Raw genomic sequence first — 19,763 nt, 5'->3', positions numbered from 1 at the left:
AGTTCCTGATGAAAAAGCACGTGGTGCTGTACAAGAAACTGTCCCCCGCCCTGCTCGCCCGCCTCGGCGACCAGGTGGACGTGACCTACATCGAAGACCCGGCCAGCGACGGCCTGGCGCGCCTGCGCGAAGCCCTGCCCCAGGCCCACGGCCTGCTGGGCGCCAGCCTGAAACTGGACGCTGCCTTGCTGGACCTGGCGCCCAATCTCGAAGCCGTCTCCAGCGTGTCGGTGGGCGTCGACAACTACGACATCGCCGACCTCAGCCGCCGTGGCGTGAAGCTTACCAACACCCCCGACGTGCTCACCGAGACCACCGCCGACACCGGCTTTGCGCTGATATTGGCCACCGCCCGGCGCGTAGTGGAGCTGGCCAACGTGGTGCGCAACGGCCAGTGGACCGCCAGCGTCGGCCCCAGGCAGTTCGGCACCGACGTGCACGGCAAGACCCTGGGCATCGTCGGCATGGGCCGCATCGGCGAAGCGTTGGCCCAGCGCGGGCATTTCGGCTTCAACATGCCGGTGATCTACCACAGCCACTCGCCCAAGCCCGCCGTGGACCAGCGCTTCGGCGCCCGCCATTGCAGCCTCGACGAACTGCTGCGCGAAGCCGACTTCATCTGCCTGACCCTACCGCTGACCGCCGAGACCACCGGCCTGATCGGCGCCCGCGAGTTCGAGCTGATGGGGCCTGACAGCATCTTCGTCAACATCTCGCGCGGCAAGGTAGTGGACGAACAGGCCATGATCCACGCCCTGCAAACCGGCCAGATCCGCGCCGCCGGCCTGGACGTGTTCGAGCGCGAGCCGGTGGACCCGAACTCGCCGCTGCTGCAGCTGGACAACGTGGTGGCTACCCCGCATATCGGTTCGGCTACCCATGAAACGCGGGAGGCGATGGCGCGGTGCGCGGTGGATAACCTGCTGGCGGCGTTGAACGGGGAGCGGCCGCAGAATTGGGTTAATCCGTAGACCGGTTAGCAGGGACTGCTTTTTGTGGGAGCTGGCTTGCCAGCGATCTTTTAGGGCCTCAACAGCTCGCTGGCAAGCCAGCTCCCACAAAAGCTCCGCGTCATCAGGCCACTGCGCAGCGGTTACGCCCCTCTTGCTTGGCCTGATACAACAACCGGTCACACAACGCGAACAGATCCTGGGGCTGCACCGCCTCGGGATTCTCGCTCAGCGCCGCGCCGATGCTCACCGTCAGCACCCCATGGCCATCAGGCCGATGCTGGTGCAGTATCTTCAAGCCCCGCACCTCATTGGCCAGCCGCTCGGCAGCCAGCAGCAACTGCGGCTGCCCTTCCAGCGGCAGCAGAATCGCGAACTCTTCGCCGCCATAACGGAACAGCTGCCCCTGCCCCACGCTCGCCGCCATCACCCGCGCCACCTCCGCCAGGCAGCGGTCGCCGGCCTGGTGGCCGTAGTGGTCGTTGAAGGGCTTGAAATAGTCGATGTCCACCAGCAGCAACCCGAACCGTTGCCCCACCTGTTCCATCAGCGCCCAGCGCTCGCTCAGGTGCTGGTCGAAGGCACGGCGGTTGCCCACCCGGGTCAGCGCGTCAGTGATGGCCAGGGCCTGCAGGCGCTGGTTGAGGTCGTAGAGTTGCGCCTGCTGCCAGCGCTCTTCCTGGTCGGCCAGGAAGGCCCGGCGCACGCTGGTGATGTTGGTCCAGGCAATGAACAGGCTGAACAGCAGCACCGGCAGGTACACCACCACGAACACCAGCAGCGCCTTGGGATCGCCGGGGTGCAGCAACGCCACGTTGCCCACCACCACCGCGCTGATGGCCAGGGAAATCCACAGCGTGCCCTTGAACGACACGCGCACACCCAGGTTGCACAGCAGCACGAAGATCACCGAGGCGTAAAGGAACGTCGGCACGTCGGGGGAATGGCTGCGCTTGAGCAGCTCGAACCAGGCCACCGCGCAGATCAGGTCGTGCACCGGCATCAGCAGGTCCAGCAGCAACAGGTTCCGGCTGAAACGGAACACCAGGAAAATGTTCACCAGGCCCACCGCCACCAGCGTGGTGCGGGTGACCACCGAGGCCCATGCCATGTCCGGGATCAGGATAGCGTCGGCAAACACGTAGGAATAATAGGCGCCAGCGGCGATCAGGTTGATGGCTAGCAGAAAGCTGCGGTAATGCTCCAGCACGTAGGCTTCGAACGCCGGGCGCAGGTGCGCCGGAATGGGCTGGACGGAATCACGGAAACGCCGGCGCGCGGGCTGTTCGGGCATGGTCATGGCGTGCGCCTGTGGCTACCAAGGGGGGGCTGGCGCAGTGTAAGAGCGCCAGTACCCAGGCGTCCAGTTGCACCGGCGCGGGGCACGCCGAAACATTATGTAACCGTGAACTGTTTGGTTTTAGCGCAGGCCACGGGTTCCAATGGGATTTTTTCCAAGGGAGATTCACATGCCGACCAGCCAACTTGTCCTGCTACTGCTCATCGGCGTCGCCGTGATGGCCTGGGGTGCGCGCCTGGACCTGAAGAACCATCGCAAGGAAAAGGCCGAGCGCCAGGCCCGCGAACAGCGCGAGGCGTGAGCCATTGGGCGGGGTTCATTGCCCCGCCAACCGCCCCAACAACCCCGCCAACTCCTGCCACGGGCCCTGCTCGCGGCGCGCCCCGCACCCGGGCCGGTGGCTGAACGCCTCGCACGGGTGGTTCGCCGACTGCGACGCCTGGCATTGGCTGCAGGTGATACGCCCGTCCTGTACCGTCCAGCGGAAGGTCCAGCCGGCCAGCCGGTCACTGGGGCTCATGCTGTCGCGCAGCGCCTGCGCGATCTCGTCCATTACCCCCATGTCGCCCATGCCCGCCTCCCGCGCGTTATGTACTGGTTGGGTAGTATCTTGGCAGGCATTGCCGACAGTGGTACGACGACAAGGGGCGCAGGACGGTCATTCGGGTGCCCTATCCGGCCATCCGAGTGTTAGTTGAACTGCGCGCGGTACTCCGCCGGGCTGCGCCCCAACCGCTCGCTGAACAGCAGGCGCATGTGCCGCACGCTGCCAAAACCGCTCTTGAACGCCACGGTCTTGAGGGGCAACTCGGTGCTTTCCAGCAGGTTGCGCGCACGGTCGATGCGCGCGTTCTGGATGAACGCCATGGGCGTCATGCCCACGTCGCGGGTGAACACCCGGCTCAGGTGGCGCGGGCTCAACGCGGCCGCCTCGGCCAGGCGTTCGAGGGTCAGCGGCTGCTCCAGGTGGTCGAGGATGTAGTGCTGCACGCGGGTCACCGGCGAGTCCTGGGCGGCCACCTCGGCCACCAACGGGCTGAACTGCGCCTGGTCGCCCTGGCGACGCATCAGCACCAGCAGCACCTTGGCCACGTCCAGCGCCACCTTGCGCCCGTGGTCATGGGCCACCACTGACAGCGCCAGGTCGATGCCCGCGGTCACCCCGCCCGAGGAGATCAGCTTGCGGTCGTGGATGTAGATGTCCTCGGTGCCCACCTGCGCCTTGGGGAAGGCCTTGATCAGCCGTTCGGTGTAGTGCCAGTGGGTGGTGACGCGGTGGTCGTCGAGCAGGCCGGCGTGGCCGAGAATGAACGCGCCGGTGCAGATCGAGCCATAGCCCTGCACCGTCTGTGCGGCGGCGCGCAGCCAGGCCACCAGCTCGGGGTGCTGAGCGTTGTAGGCGCCGGGGCCGCCGGGCACCAGCAGCAGGTCGACGTCGGCGCAGGCCTGCTCGATCAGGTGATCGGCCTGCACGGTAATGCCACTGGAAGCGCGCACGCTGCGCTGGGCCGTGGCAAAGGTGGAAATCCGGTAGTGCTGGCAAGGCGCCAGGTAGCGGTTGGCGATGGAGAACACCTCCACCGGGCCGGCCATGTCCAGCAGCAGGAAGTCGGGGTATAGCGCGATTGCAACGTGTTTCATGTCCAGGGGCCAATTGCCTGTGCTCAAGCAGGCGACAGTACCCTGTCCAGCAATAATCGCAAGCGCAACCCTGTAGCAGCGGCCGCAGGCCGCGTCTCACTCAATGGCTGGGACGCGGCCTGCGGCCGCTGCTACGGGGCTTTGTGTTACTTCTTGGCGGTCAGCGCCACGTAGCTGTTCATCAGGTTGCGGTAGTTGGGCAGGCGCTGGGACAGCAGGTTGCCCAGGCCTTCGATGTCGTTGCGCCAGTCGCGGTGCAGCTCGCAGGCCACGGCGAACCAGTTCATCAGCTGCGCACCGGCGGCGCTCATGCGTGCCCAGGCGGCCTGTTGCACGGTGTCGTTGAAGGTACCCGAGGCGTCGGTCACCACGAACACGTCAAAGCCTTCGGCCAGTGCCGACAGGGTCGGGAACGCCACGCACACGTCAGTCACCACACCGGCGATGATCAGCTGCTTGCGGCCGGTGGCCTTGATGGCCTGGACGAAGTCGGCGTTGTCCCAGGCGTTGATCTGGCCAGGGCGCGGGATGTACGGCGCGTCCGGGAACATCTCTTTCAGCTCGGGCACCAGTGGGCCGTTCGGGCCGTTTTCGAAGCTGGTGGTGAGGATGGTCGGCAGGTTGAAGAACTTGGCGCAGTCGGCCAGGGCCAGCACGTTGTTCTTGAACTCGTTGGGCGAGAAATCCTGCACCAGCGAGATCAGGCCGGTCTGGTGGTCGACCAGCAGTACTACGGCGTCATCTTTGTTCAGGCGGTTGTAGACAGGGGCGTTGCTCATGACGAACTCCTAACGTGTGGTTTGACGGATTCAGAACGAGAAGCAGGAACAGCCCAGCGCACCCCAGAAGCCCTGGAAGTCGCTGATTGGCGCGTTGGACTGGCGCGCCCGGTCGTGGCCATGGGCGTGCACCGCGCACGGGCCGCTGCAGTGGTGCACCTGTTGCGCCATGGGCGCTTGCGGGCGCCAGTGGCCCGGCACCTTGACCACCGGCGACCACTCGGGCACCACCGGCAGGCGCGGTGGCGCCAGGTCGCAGAATTCGGCGTCGGCGTGCACGACTTTGCCGCCGACCACGGTCAGCACCGACTCCAGCCATTTGATCGCCTCCTCTTCTACCGCGAAGAAGTCGGCCGACAGCGCCGCCAGGTCGGCCAGCTGGCCGATCTTGATCTGGCCCTTGTTGCCCTGTTCGGACGAGAACCAGGCGCTGCCGTGGGTGAACAGCTCCAGCGCGGTCTCACGTGGCAGGCCCTCAGGCTGCAAGGCCAGGCCGCCGACGGTGCGGCCGCTGACCATCCAGTACAGCGAAGTCCAAGGATTGTAGCTGGACACCCGCGTGGCATCGGTGCCGGCGCCCACCGGTACGCCCTCGGCCAGCATGCGCTTGATCGGTGGCGTGGCTTCGGCGGCCTGCTGGCCATAGCGGTCGACGAAATACTCGCCCTGGAACGCCATGCGGTCCTGAATGGCGATGCCGCCGTTGAGGGCGCGCACGCGCTCGATGTTCTTCGGCGAGATGGTCTCGGCGTGGTCGAAGAACCACGGCAGGCCGTTGAACGGGATGTCGCGGTTGACCTTCTCGAACACGTCGAGCATGCGCGAGATCGACTCGTCATAGGTGGCGTGCAGGCGGAACGGCCAGCGCTGTTCCACCAGGTGGCGCACCACCGGTTCCAGCTCTTCTTCCATGGTTTGCGGCAGGTCCGGGCGCGGCTCCAGGAAGTCCTCGAAGTCGGCGGCGGAGAACACCAGCATCTCGCCGGCGCCGTTGTGGCGCAGGTAGTCGTCGCCCTGGTGCAGCTTGACGCTGGAGGTCCAGTTCTTGAAGTCGGTGAGCTCTTCCTTGGGCTTCTGGGTGAACAGGTTGTAGGCGATGCGCACGGTTAGCTGGTCGTCCTTGGCCAGTTGCTCGATCACCTGGTAGTCATCGGGGTAGTTCTGGAAACCGCCGCCGGCGTCGATCACGCTGGTCAGGCCCAGGCGGTTCAGCTCGCGCATGAACTGGCGGGTGGAGTTCACCTGGTATTCCAGCGGCAGCTTCGGCCCCTTGGCCAGGGTGGCGTAGAGGATCATGGCGTTGGGCCGGGCAATCAGCATGCCGGTAGGGTCGCCGTTGGCGTCGCGCTGGATCTCGCCACCGGGCGGGTTCGGCGTGTCGCGGGTGTAGCCCACCACGCGCAGGGCCGCGCGGTTGAGCAAGGCGCGGTCATACAGGTGCAGCACGAACACCGGGGTGTCGGGCGCGGCCTGGTTCAGCTCCTGCAGGGTGGGCATGCGTTTTTCAGCGAACTGGAATTCGTTCCAGCCGCCCACCACACGCACCCATTGCGGCGTGGGCGTGCGGTCGGCCTGCTCCTTGAGCATGCGCAGGGCGTCGGCCACCGACGGCACGCCTTCCCAGCGCAGTTCCAGGTTGTAGTTCAGGCCGCCGCGAATCAGGTGCAGGTGCGAGTCGTTGAGGCCCGGAATGACGGTGCGGCCTTTAAGATCGATGACCTGGGTGCCCGCGCCGCGGAAGGCCATGGCCTGGGCGTCGCTGCCCACGGCCACGAAGCGCCCGTCCTTGATGGCCACGGCGCTGGCCGTGGGGTTCTGGCGGTCGACGGTGTGGAACTTGCCATTGAGAAGAATCAGCTCGGCGTTCATTGCAGCTCCTGGAAAGGAAGAAAAATCAGGCGTAGCGCAGCGGTGCGGGCAGGCGCAGGCCCACCGCCAGCCGGCCGGGGCCGCCAATCAGAATCGTGGTAAACAGAATCAGCAGCAGCCAGGCGAACTGGCCCTGTTCAAGGGTCCATTCGGGGTGCACGAACACCAGCGCCACCAGCAGCACCGCCAGCACCGGCAGGCAGGCCAGGCGGGTCAGCACGCCGGCGATGATCAGCAGCGGGCACAGCACCTCGGCGAAAATGGCCAGGCACAGGGTGGGCACGGCGCCCAGCTGGAACGGGTCTTCGATCAGCTGCAGTTGCGCGTGGAAGTCGAGCAGCTTGGGCAGGCCATGCACCTTGAGCAAAAACACCGCGGCGCACACGCGCAGCCACAGCAGTGCAAGGTCGGTGGGGTCATGGCGGCGCTGGCTCATCGAGGGTCCTTGGCGGGTGATCAGGAGCGCCTATAGTGAGCGCCCTGCGGCCGGACCTATTGCACGGACGTGCTGTGTTTTGAACGGGTGTGCCCTTCGCGTAGCCGCTGCCGCCAGGCTGCGCTGGCCCCGTGCCCCACTGGAGATTTCCTGGGTTCATACCTGCCAGCGCAGCCTTCGGCAGCGGCTACGGTACGGGGTGCTTCATGGCAACGGCGCCGCCATTACTCGGCTGATATGGGCGCGCAACCAGCGCTCGGCCGGGTCGTTGTCGTGCACCCCGCTCCACACCATCGACAGCTCCGCCGGCACGATCGGGAACGGCGGCTCGTCGGCGCGCAGCACGCCGTCTTCCACCAGCGCGCAGGCGGCGTAGTCGGGCACCGTGGCAATCAGGTCGCTGCCCTTGAGCAGCGCCCGCAGGCCATGAAACTGCGGCACCCCCAGCACCACCCGGCGGCTGCGGCCGACCTTGGCCAGGTCCATGTCGATGTTGCCGCTCAGGTCGCCCGAGAACGACACCATGGCGTGGGGCCGCTGGCAGTAATCATCCAGGGTCAAGGGCCCTGGCGCGCTGTCGCCACGCAGCACCTTGCAGCCGATATCGCGCAGCTTGCGGCGCTTGGCGTTGGCCGGCAGGTCGGTGGTGTAGCTCACCCCCACCGAAATTTCGCCGCTGGCGAGCATGGCCGGCAGCAAGAGGTAGTTGGCCCGGCGCACGACGATGATGATCCCCGGCGCCTCCTCGCGCAGCTGCGCCAGCAATGGCGGGAACAGGCCGAACTCGGCGTCGTCCGACAGGCCGATGCGGAAGGTGGCGCAGCTGGTGCTGGGGTCGAAATCCTTGGCACGGCTGACCGCGCCGGAAATGGTGTCCAGCGCCGGGCGCAGCTCTTCCAGGATCGCCAGCGCGCGCAGCGTCGGCTCCATGCTGCGGCCGTTGCGAATCAGCAACGGGTCATCGAACAGGTCCCGCAGCCGGCCCAGCGCGGCGCTCACCGCCGGCTGGCCGATGAAGTGCTTTTCAGCGACGCGCGTCAGGTTGCGTTCGAACATCAGCGCTTCGAACAGCACCAGCAGGTTCATGTCGACGTGGCGCAGGTCGTTGCGGTTCATGGGCGGCGGGCTCCTGACGGGCTGGGGGTTGGCGACCCGATAGTGAAGCATAACTGTGGGCCGGCGTTTTGAATGATTGTGCTATTCGCGTGCCATAGGGGTCATACGACCAGGCCTAGCAATATCTGGAGAACAGGCAATGAAAGCATTCAAGGCAGGCGACGCCGTACGCTGGAACGCCGAAGCCGGTGAAATTCACGGCAAGGTGGTGAAGGTGCACGTTCGCGACGTGGAGTTCATGGGCAAACACCGCCCCGCCTCCAAAGCCGAACCGCAATACGAAGTGAAAAGCGACAAGACCGGCCACCTGGCCATGCACCACGCCCAAGCCCTACACCCCCTGTAGCAGCGGCCGAAGGCCGCGTCCCGGCCCCACGTCGCACGCGTTGGCTTCGGACGCAGCCTGCGGCAGCTGCTACGGGTCAGGGTTGTTTTGGCAAGCCGGTTATCGAGGCCTCCACCAACGCCCGGGCGATTTCCGCCAGGTGCTCGATGTTGCGTGCCAGGGGGCGCAGGTGCTGCGGACAGTTCTCGACCATTTCGGACGCGCCTGCGCTGGCGCTGCGGAGGTAGCCGGAGGCGTGGATGAGCACCTCTTCCAGGGGCATGCCTTCGCGCACGGCGAGGATGGGCATTTCGCCTTCGCTGGGGGCGAAGGGGTGGAAGGCGGTGGTGAGGTCGGGTGGGTCGGGGGTAACTGGGGTCATGGTACAGCTCCTGGGTTGCTGGGAGCCGACAGCCTTCGCTACTAAACGAAGGGTGGCGGCTGTGACGACAGGTTAGTAGACCGGGAACCCAGGGACCCAGCGCACCGAAGTGCCCTGTGCACAGCCGCCATGACAAGGCCTGCAACCGCAGGCTGGCAGCGTGAAAATCTGGATTGACGGGCTACTAAACCCGACCGCTGACAAGCAACGGCGGAGCGAGATTAGCCACTCAAACCCAGCACGGCAAGCGCCATTTTTCGAGCTGTAGGACGATTATCGCTGAAGTTGTAGGGCATTTCCTACAGTTTTTTAGTAACCAAACACGGATTTCCGTAGCAGAAACTGTCTTTGTGGGAGCTGGCTTGCCAGCGAGTTTTTAGGGCCTCAACAGCTCGCTGGCAAGCCAGCTCCCACAACAACGTATCGGACGCGGCCTGGGGCCGCTGCTACAGGTTGCAGCGCCACAAAAGCACACCCATTCAATTATTCATCTACCCCACCCGCCACCCTGACGCCATCCGCTTACCCCTCTCTGGAGTTTGTCATGCGTCATACCCTGCTCATGCTCGCCATCGCCACGCCGCTGTCGGCGCTGGCCGCCACCGGCCCTGCGGTCGGCCCGCAGTACGACACCAGCCACGTGTACGTGGCGCCCGCCGACGTCGATGCCTTCGTGCAAAGCTTCACCGCCACCTTTGGCGGCAAGAGCACCCCGCAGGTGGTGGCCGACGTCACGCCCACGCCCAGCAGCACCACCTCGCAGCTGCTGCAGACGCCGTCCGGCACGGTGTCGCTGTTCGGCTTCAAGACGCCCATCCCGCACCCGTTCGGCCATGAGCGCAACGGCTACCTGGTCAAGGACATGGACCAGGCCGTCAAGCTGGCGCGCCAGGCCGGCGCCGACGTGATTGTCGCGCCGTTCCCCGACCCCATCGGCCGCGACGCCGTGGTGCAGTGGCCGGGCGGCGTGAACATGCAGCTCTACTGGCACAACACCGCGCCCAACTACACAGCGTTCCAGTACGTACCGGAAAACCGCGTGTACGTATCAGCAGACCGCGCCCCCGCCTTCATCAAGGCCTTCACCACCTTCTCCCATGGCAAGGTGGTGGCGGACGACAAGCACGCCCCGGGCGCCGAAATCGGCCGCGACAAGGGCACCTACGAGCGCGTGCGCATCACCTCGGACTTCGGCCGCATGACCGTGCTGGTCACCGACGGCCACCTGCCCTTCCCCTACGGCCACGAAACCACCGGCTACGAAGTCGCCGACCTCAACGCCACCCTGCAGAAGGCCACCGGCAGCGGCGCCAGCGTGCTGGTGCAACCGGCCAGCAGCGACGGCCGCCAGGCGGCCATGGTGCAGTTCCCGGGCGGCTACGTGGCTGAAATCCACCAAGCCCTGGCCAAGCAGTGAGGCGGCCAATCGTCGGCCTGTCGCTGGCGCTGCTGCCGCTGCTGGCTGCCGCCGACGACACGCGCCCCGCCATCAAGGCCAACCGCTGGCAGGAGGACTGGTCGGCGCTGGCCTCGCCGGCCCTGCGCACCCAGCCACTGGATGACCTCAAGTACATTGCCCTGGGGGACAGCGCCTGGCTGTCCCTGGGGGCCACCCTGCGCGAACGCCTGGAAATGAACGATGCCAACGGCTTCGGCACCAAGGGCGTGAAGCGCGACAACTACCTGCTGCAACGCTTCCAGGTGCACGCCGACCTGCACTTCAACGAGCACTGGCGGCTGTTCACCCAGCTCGAGGACGTGCGCGCCTACGACAAGACCACCATTGGCGGTGCCGACCAGAACCGCCTGGACCTGCGCCTGGCGTTCCTGGAATACATCAACGCCTACGACAGTGGCACCCTGAAAACCCGCGTTGGTCGCCAGGACTTTGCCTTCGACCTGCAGCGTTTCGTCTCCTCGCGCGACGGCCCCAACGTGCGCCAGTCGTTCGACGCCCTGTGGGCCGACTGGGAAACCGCGCAGTGGCGTTTCATCGGCATCGCCAGCCACCCGGTGCAGTACCGCGACGACCAGGACTTCGACGACACCTCCAGCCAGGCCGTGCGCTTCGACATGCTGCGGGTGGAGCGGCTGGTCAACGGCAGCCAGGAACTGTCCGCCTACTACGCGCTGTACCAGCGCGACGAGGCCCAGTACCTGGACGCGTCGGGCCGTGAAAACCGTTCCATCTTCGACGCCCGCTACGCCGGCACCGCCGCGCAGGTGGACTGGGACCTGGAGGGCATGTACCAGGGTGGCAGCGTGGGCGGCAAGGACATCCGCGCCTGGGCTGGCGGCAGCCGCGTGGGCTACACCTTCGCCAGCACGCCCTGGACGCCGCGCCTGGGCCTGCAACTGGACGTTGCCTCGGGTGACAGCCACCCCGGCGACGGCCGCGTGGGCACCTTCAACCCGCTGTTCCCCAACGGCTACTACTTCACCCTGGCGGGCTACACCGGCTACAGCAACCTGATCCACGTCAAGCCATCGCTGACGGTCAAGCCGCTACCGGGCCTGAGCGTGCAGACTGCCATCGGCCTGCTGTGGCGCCAGACCACCGAGGATGCGGTGTACACCCAGCCCACTATTGCCGTGGCCAACACCGCCGGCACCGGCCAGCGCTGGACTGGCGCCTATGCCCAACTGCGCACCGACTACGCCTTCACCGCCAACCTGGCCGGTGCGGTGGAAGCGGTGCACTACGACGCCGGGCAGACCCTGCGCGACGCCGGTGGGCATGACAGCAATTACCTGGGCGTGGAGCTCAAGTTCAGTTGGTAAGCGCCTGACGCGGCAGCGCCCGGCGCCACGCGAACGGCGTGGTGCCGGTCGCCCGGGTGAACACCCGGGTGAAGTGCGACTGGTCGGCGAACCCGCAGTCCAGGCCCACCTGGGCGATGGACAGGGCCTTGTCGGCCAGCAACGCCTTGGCCCGCTCCAGCCGCGCCTGTTGCAGCCAGTCCCGGGGCGACTGCCCGGTGGTCTTCTTGAACGCGCGGGAAAAATGGCTGCGCGACAGCGAGCAGGCGCTGGCAATGTCGGCGATCGACGGGCTGCCGCCCAGCTGCTCCAGCATCAGCTGCTTGGCGCGCCGCGCCTGCCAGGGCGACAGCGCCAGGCGCTGGGGCTCGGGGGCGCTGTCGCCGTAGTGCACCAGCAGGTGCGCACACAGGGCACTGGAATGCTGGTGCAGGGCTTCGGGCTGCGGCGTATCGGCGTCGGCCAGGGTAGCGGCCAGGGTCAACAGCAGGTCGAGGGTCACCGGGTCCAGCGGGCCACCAGGGATATGGGTACGGGCGTTCATGGGCAAGAATTCCTTCTACGGTCCAGGCTGCCAGTCTCCCCGCGCGTGCGCGCAACGTCCTTGCCGCCACCTTAAATGTTCTGAATTAAGAACGATTAAGGTTCGGCCAAGGAATTACCCCGGCAGACCCGTTAGCGTTGGCCATTCCATACCCCTACCGAGGCGTTCGCACATGGCTTACTTGACCACCACCGACGGCACGCAGCTCTACTACAAGGATTGGGGCACCGGGCAACCGATCGTGCTCAGCCACGGCTGGCCGCTGAACGCCGACATGTGGGACTACCAGATGAACTTCCTGGCGGCCAACGGCTTCCGCGTCATCGCCCACGACCGTCGTGGTTTCGGCCGTTCCAGCCAGCCGTGGACCGGCTATGACTACGACACCTTTGCCGATGACCTGGAGCAGTTGCTGGACGAGCTGGACATCAGCAACGCCATCCTGGTGGGCTTTTCCATGGGCGGCGGCGAAGTGGCGCGCTACCTGGGCCGCCACGGCAGCCAGCGCATCGCCAAGGCGGTGCTGGTGAGCGCGGTGACGCCGCTGATGAGCCGCCGCGACGACCACCCCGAGGGCATGGACCCGGCGATTTTCGACGGCATTCGTGCCGGCCTGTTGAACGACCGCGCCGGCTTCCTCGACGCCTTCGGCCCGGTGTTCACCGGCAGCGACAAGCCCGCCAACAAGGTCGGCAAGCCGATGCTCGACTGGACCCAGTTCCTGGCCCTGCAGGCCGGTTTCAAGGGCACCTATGACTGCGTGGCAGCGTTCTCTGAGACCGACTTCCGCGCTGACCTGCGCAGCATCACCATCCCCACCCTGGTCATCCATGGCGACGGCGACGCGGTGGTGAGCTTCGAGGTGACCGGCAAGGCCGCGGCCGAGCTGGTGCGCGGCGCGCAGCTGAAGGTTTACCCCGGCGCCCCGCATGCGGTGTATTTCACCCACAAGGACCAGCTGAACCAGGACCTGCTGGCGTTCGCCCGCGGGTAACGCAGCGCCTGCATCGCGACCAAGGTCGGCTCCTACCCCTGTCCGGCGTAGGAGCCGACCTTGGTCGCGATGGGCTCCACGCCGCCATCACGCCAGGCCGGCACACGGCAAGGTAAACACGAACACCGTCTGCCCCTGCCGCCCCCGGTGCAGGTGCAGGGTGCCGCCCTGGGCATCCATGATCGAACGGCAGATGGCCAACCCCATGCCCATGCCGTTGGCCTTGGTGGTAAAGAACGCGCTGAACACCTTGCCCTCATCTTCGACGCTGATGCCCGGCCCGCTGTCCTCCACCATGACCACCAGCTGCCCGGCCACCGGTACGTTGGACGTCACCTGCAGGCGCCGCGCGGCAGCCGGCACGCTGGCCATGGCCTCCACGGCGTTGGCCACCAGGTTGTAGAGCACCTGCTGCAACTGCACGCCATCCACCTGCACCTGCACCCCGGCCGCCTGCAAGGCGGTGTGCACCGTGACCTGCTGGGCGTCGGTTTCCACCGCCAGCAGGCGCAGCACCTGGGTGATCAGCTCGTCGATCAACAGCCAGCTGCGGCTGGCCGGTTCCTGGCGCGCCAACGCCTGCAAGGCACGGATGATATCGGCAGCGCGGCGGCCGTCACGGGCAATGTCGCGCAGGCCTTCCAGGGCCTCGCCCACCTGCGGCACCTCGCGCTGCAGCCAGCGCACGCTGGCGCTGGCGTTGGTGACGATGGACGCCAGCGGCTGGTTGATCTCGTGGGCGATGCTGGCGGCCAGCTCGCCCATCACCGTGCTCTGGCGCACCTGGGCCAGCTCGGCGCGGGCGCTGCGCAGCGCGGCCTCGGTGGCACGGCGCTCGCTGACGTCGGTGGTCACGCCCACGTACACGCCGTCCTCGGCAGGCTCGGCGTGGGCCTCCAGGTGGCGCACGGCGCCATCGTCCAGGGTGATGCGGAAGGCCATGCGCAGCGGCAGGCGCGTCTGCCGCGCCCACAGCAACTGGGCGTTGAAACGCTCGGCGTCGTCCGCGTGCACCCGGCGCGCCAGCACCTCGGGCGCCGGGGCGGTGGCCGCGACCGGCAGCCCCCACACGGCGAACAGTTCATCCGACCATTGCGATTGGTCGCTGGTAACGTCCCAGCGGAACGAGCCGGAACGAATGATTTTCTGGCCGATGGCCAACAACGCCTGGCTGGTGCGCAACTGCGCCTCGGTGTCGCGGCGCCGGGCGTTCTCTTCCAGCACCTGGGCATACAGGCGCGCGGTTTCCAACGAGATGGCCGCCTGCGCCGCCAGCAACTCGATCATCGCCACCCGCGGGTGGCTGAACACGCCGCAGGCCAGGGCGTTCTCCAGGTACAGCAGGCCAATCACCTCGCCCTGCTTGAGCAGCGGCAGGCACAGCACGGCGCCGGCGGCCTGCACGGCAAAGTACGGGTCGTCGGCGAACTCGGCGTCGCCGCCGGCCTGCTCCAGCGCCACCGTACGGCCGGTGCGCATCACCGTGTACAGCAACGACAGCGGCAGGCTGCGCGGCTGCACCGGCTGCTGGCGCAGGGTCACGCGCACGCCGGCCTCGGCGGTTGCGCCGCTGGCCACACTGAGCAGGTCGCCGCCTTCCACCAGGATCAACGCGCCATTGCGCGCGCCGGCGTGGACGATGGTGTTGGCCAGCAGGGTCTCCACCAGGCGCTCGAAGACGATTTCCCGCGACAGCGCCTGGGACGCCTTGGTCACCGAGACCAGGTCCAGGTACTGCTGGCCGTTGAGCATGTCGATGGACGCGCGAGCGTCCAGCGGCTTGTTGTTGAGGTACAGGTGCGCGGCCTCCAGGGCCGCGACCTTGCCTGACGCACCCCAGCGCTGGTAGGCGTCACGGGCGCTGAAACGGTGGCTGCGGGCAGCGCTGGCCAGGCCCAGCGCCTGGTGACAGTTGGCGGCGCGCTCGTGCGCCAGGGCCAGCACCGGCACGCAGCCACTGGCAGCCGCCTGCTCGATGGCCGCCTCCAGCAGCTGCAGGGCGCGCAGCAGGTCGCCCTGCAGGCGGGCGATCTCGGCTTCCACCAGCAGTTCGCGGCCCAGGAACGCCTGGGGGTTGAGCTGCGCCCAGCGCCGCAGCTCGTGCAACGGCGGCTGCAGGCCCTGGATGGCCGCCAGCGGGCTGTGGGCACTGGCCGCCAGGGCGGCGTGGTTGAGTGCCGAGTAGCACGCCAGGTCCGCCAGGTGCACATGGGCGGCCATGCAGCCCTTGAGCTGGGCCGCGCGTGCCAGATCGTCGCGGGCGGCTTCATGGCGGCCCTGGGTGAAGGCCAGCAGGCCGCGGTACAGCCAGTAGAAGAAGCCGATGGGCAGCATGCTGCTGGCCTCGACCCGGGCCTGCCAGGGCAGCAGCGGGTCGCCGTGCGCCGGGCTGTCGGCATCCCGCAGGCCGCGCACGTAGGCCTGCTGGATTTCAAGCAGCAGGCGGCTGTCGGCGAAACCGGCAGCGTCGGCCACGCCCAGGGCTGCGTCCAGGCGCTGGGCCACGCGCGCAAGCGGGCCGCCCATCACCAGCAGGATGCTGACCATGTGGTGGCACGCGTAGCAGCTCAGCGCCGCCCGCCCCTCGCGGCGGCCAGCGGCGAACGCCTGCTCGCCGCACTCCAACGAGAACGCCAGCGAGCGTGTCCAGGCGCTGGTGCGGCCCAAGGCCAGCTGCGTGGAGACTTGCCCGCTGCCCAGGCCCAGGGCCTGCTCCAGGCGCACCGCCACCTCGACGTAGTGCTGGCCCTCTGCATAGGCGCCGTATTCATCGGCCAGCAGCACGCCGAACCAGGCCAGGCCCGGCACCGACGCTGGGCTGACGCCGTGGCGCACGGTCATCTGCAGCATGCGCGCCAGCAGCGGCAAGGCCAGCTCGCGCTCCACGTGAATGGCCGGGATGATCATCGCCGCCATCAGCTCCAGGGCGGCGGCGATGAAGGAGTTGTTCACCGCCTGGTGCGCGAGCAAGGCGTCGATCGGCCGGTCGCCCAAGGCCTGGCTGACCTGCAGGCGCAGCTGGTCGCGGTCATGGCCGCTGAATTCGATGCCGAACAGCGCCAGGCCGGCGCGCCCGGTGTGCAGGCTGGCGGCGTAGTTGTCGGCCAGCGACAGCGCCTCGATCTTCAGCACATACAGGGCCGACACCTGGGTCAGCGAGTCGGCGCGATCGAGGATCTGGTCGATGCAGGCATGGGCGCCGGCGTAATCGGCGCTGTTCATCAGGCACTGGGCGTACAGCATGTCCATGGCGTCGCGCTGCTGCGGGGCCTGCACCCAACGCGGGCAGCCAGCCAGCTCGCGGGCCAGGCGCAGGTACTGCAGGGCGAAGGGCAAGGTCGAGCTGTCGCGGGCCCGCTGCGCCGCCCGCAGCAGGGCGTCGACGAACACCCGCAGGTCGGCCTCCTGCAGCTGTTCGTGGGCGCACTGCTGGATATGCAGGGCGATGCGGAACAGGTAGCCCGGCGCGCGGCTGTCGTCCATGGCCTGGATCAGCAGGTGCGCCAGGCGCGTGTGTTGCAAGGCGCGCAGGCGCGGAGCGATAGCGTGGTAGGCGGTGTCGCGCACGCGGTCGTGGCTGAAGCACCAGCCCTCGCCGTCGCCCAGCAACAGCCCGGCCTGCAGCGCCGGGGCCAGCGCCAGCCGCGTGCGCGCCGGCGCCAGGCGGCCCAGGTGGGCGATGTGCGCCAGGTCGGCGCGGGTGCCGATCAGCGCCAGCAGCCCCAGCAGCCAACGGCTGCGGCGCGGCAGGCGGGCCATGCGCGTGAGCAGCAGGTCGACGACGTTGTCGGCCAGCGGGCAGGCCTCCAGCGCCTGCTGGTCCCAGGCCCAGCCGAGCCCGCCAGGCCGGGGCACCAGGCGTTTTTCTTCCAGCAAGGTGCGCACCAACTGCTGGATGAACAGCGGGTTGCCGCCGCTCTTGGCGTGGATAACCTCGGCCAGCGGCAGCAAGGCCGGCCCCTCGCTGCCCAACAGGCTGTTGACCATGGCCAGCACGCCATCGGGTTCCAGCGGCAGCAACGCAAGCTCGGTGCAATGGCCACCACCGCGCTTCACGGCCTGGGTCAGGCTGCCTGGCACGCTGTCGCGGCTGGCCAGCACCAGCACCACGTGGGCCAGGGGCGCCTCGACCAGGTTGTGCAGCAGCGCCAGGCTGTGGCTGTCCAGGCCCTGGGTGTTGTCGAAAAACAGCAGCAGCGGCGTGCCGGGCCGGCCAAACACGGCAAGGCAGGCGCGCAGCAGCGACTGCAGGCGGTCACTGCCGTCGGCACGGGCGGGCTCGGGCACTGGCGCGTGTTGCCCCAGCACCAGCGCAAGTTCGGGTACCAGCGCCAGCAGCGGCGCCACGCCGTCGCCCAAGGCCAGCAGCAGGCGGCTGCGCCACTGCGCCAGGCCCTCGGGGTGTTCGCCCAACACCCGCAGCACCAGGCTGCGCAGGGCCGTGGACACCGCCGCGTAAGGCGTGGTCAGGCCGGCGTGGTCAAAGCGGCCAACGGCAAACAGAATGCTGCCGGCCACCAGGTCCTGGTGCACCTGGCGCACCAGCGCGGTCTTGCCGCTGCCCAGCGGGCCGCTGAGCAGCACCCGCTCGCCTTCGCCGGTGACCGCGCAGCGCAGCACCCGGTCATGCAGCACCGCGCACTCGCGCTGGCGCCCCGGCAGCGTGGCGCTGATCACCCCGTGGGCGCGGCTGCCGCGGGCGCCGGGTTCGAAGGGGTGAATGCCCTGGAATTCGGTCCATTGCGCCAGGCACAGGCGCAGGTCGGCAGCCAGTTCGTCGGTGTCGGCATAGCGTTCATCCGCGCGCTTGGCCAGCAGCTTGAACACCAGCCCGGTCAGCGCCGCTGGCACTGCGGGCCGCAGGCTTTCCAGCGGCGCCGGCTGCAGCGCCAGGTGCTGGTGCAGCCACTCCACGGGGTCGTTGCCCTCGAACGGCAACTGGCCGGTGAGCATTTCGTAGAAGCTGACGCCCAGCGCGTACAGGTCGCTGCGCTCGTCCACTTCATGGCCCACGCGGCCGCCCTGCTCGGGCGACATGTAGGCGAAACTGCCACAGATGGCCTCGGCGGCCGGCACCGGCGCGTCACGCTGGCAGGCCAGTGAAAACGCCATCAGGCGCACGTGGCCGTCGGCGCCCTCGACCAAATTGCAGGGCTTGATGTCACGGTGCAGGATGCCCGCCCGGTGCGCCTGGCCCAGGGCATGGGTGGCGCCCAGCGCCAGGCGCAGGAAACGCAGGATAGACAGGTGGTCGCCCATCACCTCGTGCAGGCCGCGGCCCTGGCTGTCGTCCAGCACCAGCAGCGGGCCATCCACGGCGCTGATCAGCGCCACCGGCACAATGGCCCAGGCGGGATGCAGGTGCTGGCGGAAATCGAACTCCTGGTGCAGGCGCCGGAAACCACCTTCGGAAGGCAACGCCGCCGGGCGCGCTATCAGCCAGTCGCGGGCGGAAATGGGTGAGCGCACCCGGTAGCGGGCCACCTCGCCGTCCACCAGTAGCAGGCGCCAGGTGAGGTGTTTGAGCCATTGTTCGTTGAAACCGCCCAGTTGCTGGCGGTAGTCGACCCGCTCAGCCGGCATGGGCGTCGACCCTGGCCGGGTCTACACCGATCTGTTCGCACAGGCGCACCAGTTCCACCAGGGTGGCGGCGCGCATCTTGGCCATGACGTGTTTCTTGTGCACCTTGGCCGTGACCTCGCGGGTGCCCAGGGCGGCGGCAATCTGCTTGTTGACCTTGCCCTCGATCAGCAGCCCCAGCACTTGCCGTTCACGTGGGGTAAGAGTGTGGTAGCGGCCGCGTACCTCGCGGGCCTGGGCCTGGGCGGCGAAACGCTGGCGGGCGCCGGCCAGGGCGCGGTCGATGGCGCCCAGCAGTTCGCCCTCGTCGAACGGCTTGGTGAGGAACTCCTGGGCCCCGGCCTTCATGGCCTTGACCGACATGGGAATGGTGCCGTAGCCGGTCATGAAGATGATCGGCAGTTGGCTGCCACGCCGCTGCAGGTCGGCCTGCAGGTCGAAGCCGGTGCCCACCTGCAGGTTCACGTCCAGCACCAGGCAGGCCAGGCGTTGCTCGAACCCGCAGGCAAGGAAGTCCTCGGCACAGGCAAAGGTTTGTACCGCGATGTCAGCGGAACGCAGCAGCCGCGCCAGGGCGTCGCGCACGCTGGCTTCGTCGTCCACCACATAGACAATGGGCGCGCCGGGCAGCACCGCAGGCGGCAGCTCGGGCAGGCTGGGCACGGGCGCCTCGAGCATGTCGTGCAGGCCCAGGCGCTCCAGCAGGGCAATCAGCAGGCCGTCGCGCGCCCCGCTGGCCGGCGCCGCGGGCGCAGGTTCCGGGTCGAGCACCAGCCGGTAACCGCGCCCGGCCACTGTGCGGATGCGCTCGCGCGAGTCGCCCAGGGCCTTGCGCAAGGCCGAGATGTGCACCTGCAGGTTGTTCTCTTCCACCACCGCGTCGGGCCACACCCGCGCCAGCAGCTCATCCTTGCTGACCAGCTGGCCTTGCGCGGCGATCAGCATTTCGAGGATGTCGAACGCGCGGCTGCCCAGTTTGACCGGCACCGCGCCCTGGCGAATTTCGCGCAGGGCCAACGAGACTGTGACGTTTCCAATACGAATCATGAGGGGCTCACCCAGCCATCCAAGCGCCTGTCCATCGTG

At 67.8% G+C, this 19,763-nt stretch carries 17 protein-coding genes; 6 read left to right on the top strand and 11 right to left on the bottom strand.

Annotated elements, in window-relative coordinates; translation table 11 throughout:
* Positions 1-8 precede the first annotated feature (8 nt).
* Positions 9-971: a 2-hydroxyacid dehydrogenase gene (locus ACWKWX_RS24090; protein ID WP_483829122.1), complete on the top strand. Its 963-nt coding sequence runs from the start codon at positions 9-11 to the stop codon at positions 969-971.
* Between the two features lie 103 nt (positions 972-1,074).
* Here the strand turns inward: ACWKWX_RS24090 and ACWKWX_RS24085 are convergent, their stop codons facing one another.
* Positions 1,075-2,250, bottom strand: a complete 1,176-nt coding sequence (locus tag ACWKWX_RS24085; RefSeq protein WP_473002552.1) for a GGDEF domain-containing protein — start codon at positions 2,248-2,250, stop codon at positions 1,075-1,077.
* Between the two features lie 169 nt (positions 2,251-2,419).
* Between ACWKWX_RS24085 and ACWKWX_RS24080 the strand changes: the two genes are divergently transcribed.
* Complete coding sequence (locus ACWKWX_RS24080; protein ID WP_416424694.1) at positions 2,420-2,551, top strand: hypothetical protein; 132 nt, start codon at positions 2,420-2,422, stop codon at positions 2,549-2,551.
* A gap of 15 nt (positions 2,552-2,566) precedes the next feature.
* On the opposite strand, the gene ACWKWX_RS24075 is transcribed toward ACWKWX_RS24080, so the two are convergent.
* From ACWKWX_RS24075 to ACWKWX_RS24050, 6 genes are all read right to left on the bottom strand, one after another.
* A complete protein-coding gene (locus tag ACWKWX_RS24075) occupies positions 2,567-2,821 on the bottom strand; it encodes a hypothetical protein (RefSeq protein WP_483829121.1) in 255 nt (84 codons plus the stop codon).
* 119 nt (positions 2,822-2,940) lie between these two features.
* Positions 2,941-3,891: a GlxA family transcriptional regulator gene (locus ACWKWX_RS24070; RefSeq protein ID WP_483829120.1), complete on the bottom strand. Its 951-nt coding sequence runs from the start codon at positions 3,889-3,891 to the stop codon at positions 2,941-2,943.
* 146 nt (positions 3,892-4,037) lie between these two features.
* The gene (ycaC, locus tag ACWKWX_RS24065) at positions 4,038-4,670 is read right to left on the bottom strand and encodes an isochorismate family cysteine hydrolase YcaC (RefSeq protein WP_027980710.1); all 633 of its coding nucleotides are present in this window, start codon (positions 4,668-4,670) and stop codon (positions 4,038-4,040) included.
* 30 nt (positions 4,671-4,700) lie between these two features.
* Positions 4,701-6,539 (bottom strand): amidohydrolase, encoded by a 1,839-nt coding sequence (locus ACWKWX_RS24060; protein ID WP_473002557.1) that lies wholly within the window; start codon positions 6,537-6,539, stop codon positions 4,701-4,703.
* Between the two features lie 25 nt (positions 6,540-6,564).
* The gene (locus tag ACWKWX_RS24055; RefSeq protein ID WP_483829119.1) at positions 6,565-6,975 is read right to left on the bottom strand and encodes a DoxX family protein; all 411 of its coding nucleotides are present in this window, start codon (positions 6,973-6,975) and stop codon (positions 6,565-6,567) included.
* Between the two features lie 204 nt (positions 6,976-7,179).
* A complete protein-coding gene (locus tag ACWKWX_RS24050; protein ID WP_416424699.1) occupies positions 7,180-8,091 on the bottom strand; it encodes a LysR family transcriptional regulator in 912 nt (303 codons plus the stop codon).
* 139 nt (positions 8,092-8,230) lie between these two features.
* On the opposite strand from ACWKWX_RS24050, the gene ACWKWX_RS24045 reads away from it, so the two are divergent.
* Entirely contained in the window at positions 8,231-8,437 is a 207-nt protein-coding gene (locus tag ACWKWX_RS24045) for a hypervirulence associated TUDOR domain-containing protein (protein WP_483829118.1), read from the top strand.
* A 76-nt stretch (positions 8,438-8,513) separates the two neighbouring features.
* On the opposite strand, the gene ACWKWX_RS24040 is transcribed toward ACWKWX_RS24045, so the two are convergent.
* Positions 8,514-8,798 carry a DUF6124 family protein gene (locus tag ACWKWX_RS24040; protein WP_483829117.1) on the bottom strand — a complete coding sequence of 95 codons (285 nt, stop codon included), beginning with the start codon at positions 8,796-8,798 and terminating at the stop codon, positions 8,514-8,516.
* Positions 8,799-9,342: 544 nt separating this feature from the next.
* Between ACWKWX_RS24040 and ACWKWX_RS24035 the strand changes: the two genes are divergently transcribed.
* Entirely contained in the window at positions 9,343-10,215 is an 873-nt protein-coding gene (locus tag ACWKWX_RS24035) for a glyoxalase (RefSeq protein WP_483829116.1), read from the top strand.
* Positions 10,212-11,579: an alginate export family protein gene (locus ACWKWX_RS24030; protein ID WP_483829115.1), complete on the top strand. Its 1,368-nt coding sequence runs from the start codon at positions 10,212-10,214 to the stop codon at positions 11,577-11,579. Before ACWKWX_RS24035 ends, ACWKWX_RS24030 begins: the two co-directional genes overlap by 4 nt.
* Here ACWKWX_RS24030 and ACWKWX_RS24025 read toward each other — a convergent pair.
* Entirely contained in the window at positions 11,569-12,102 is a 534-nt protein-coding gene (locus tag ACWKWX_RS24025; RefSeq protein ID WP_473002564.1) for a helix-turn-helix domain-containing protein, read from the bottom strand. The genes ACWKWX_RS24030 and ACWKWX_RS24025 overlap by 11 nt on opposite strands.
* Before the next feature lie 172 nt (positions 12,103-12,274).
* Between ACWKWX_RS24025 and ACWKWX_RS24020 the strand changes: the two genes are divergently transcribed.
* Positions 12,275-13,096, top strand: a complete 822-nt coding sequence (locus ACWKWX_RS24020; RefSeq protein WP_416424705.1) for an alpha/beta fold hydrolase — start codon at positions 12,275-12,277, stop codon at positions 13,094-13,096.
* 87 nt (positions 13,097-13,183) lie between these two features.
* Here the strand turns inward: ACWKWX_RS24020 and ACWKWX_RS24015 are convergent, their stop codons facing one another.
* Both ACWKWX_RS24015 and ACWKWX_RS24010 read right to left on the bottom strand, forming a co-directional pair.
* On the bottom strand, positions 13,184-18,679 hold the full coding sequence (locus tag ACWKWX_RS24015; protein ID WP_483829114.1) for a trifunctional serine/threonine-protein kinase/ATP-binding protein/sensor histidine kinase: 5,496 nt from the start codon (positions 18,677-18,679) through the stop codon (positions 13,184-13,186).
* Positions 18,669-19,724, bottom strand: coding sequence for a response regulator (locus ACWKWX_RS24010; protein WP_483829113.1), 1,056 nt, complete (start codon positions 19,722-19,724; stop codon positions 18,669-18,671). Before ACWKWX_RS24010 ends, ACWKWX_RS24015 begins: the two co-directional genes overlap by 11 nt.
* Positions 19,725-19,763: the final 39 nt, after the last annotated feature.

Source organism: Pseudomonas imperatae (assembly GCF_057128625.1).
Note: the sequence above shows the minus strand (reverse complement) of the source record. Positions and strands in the feature narration are given on the sequence as shown.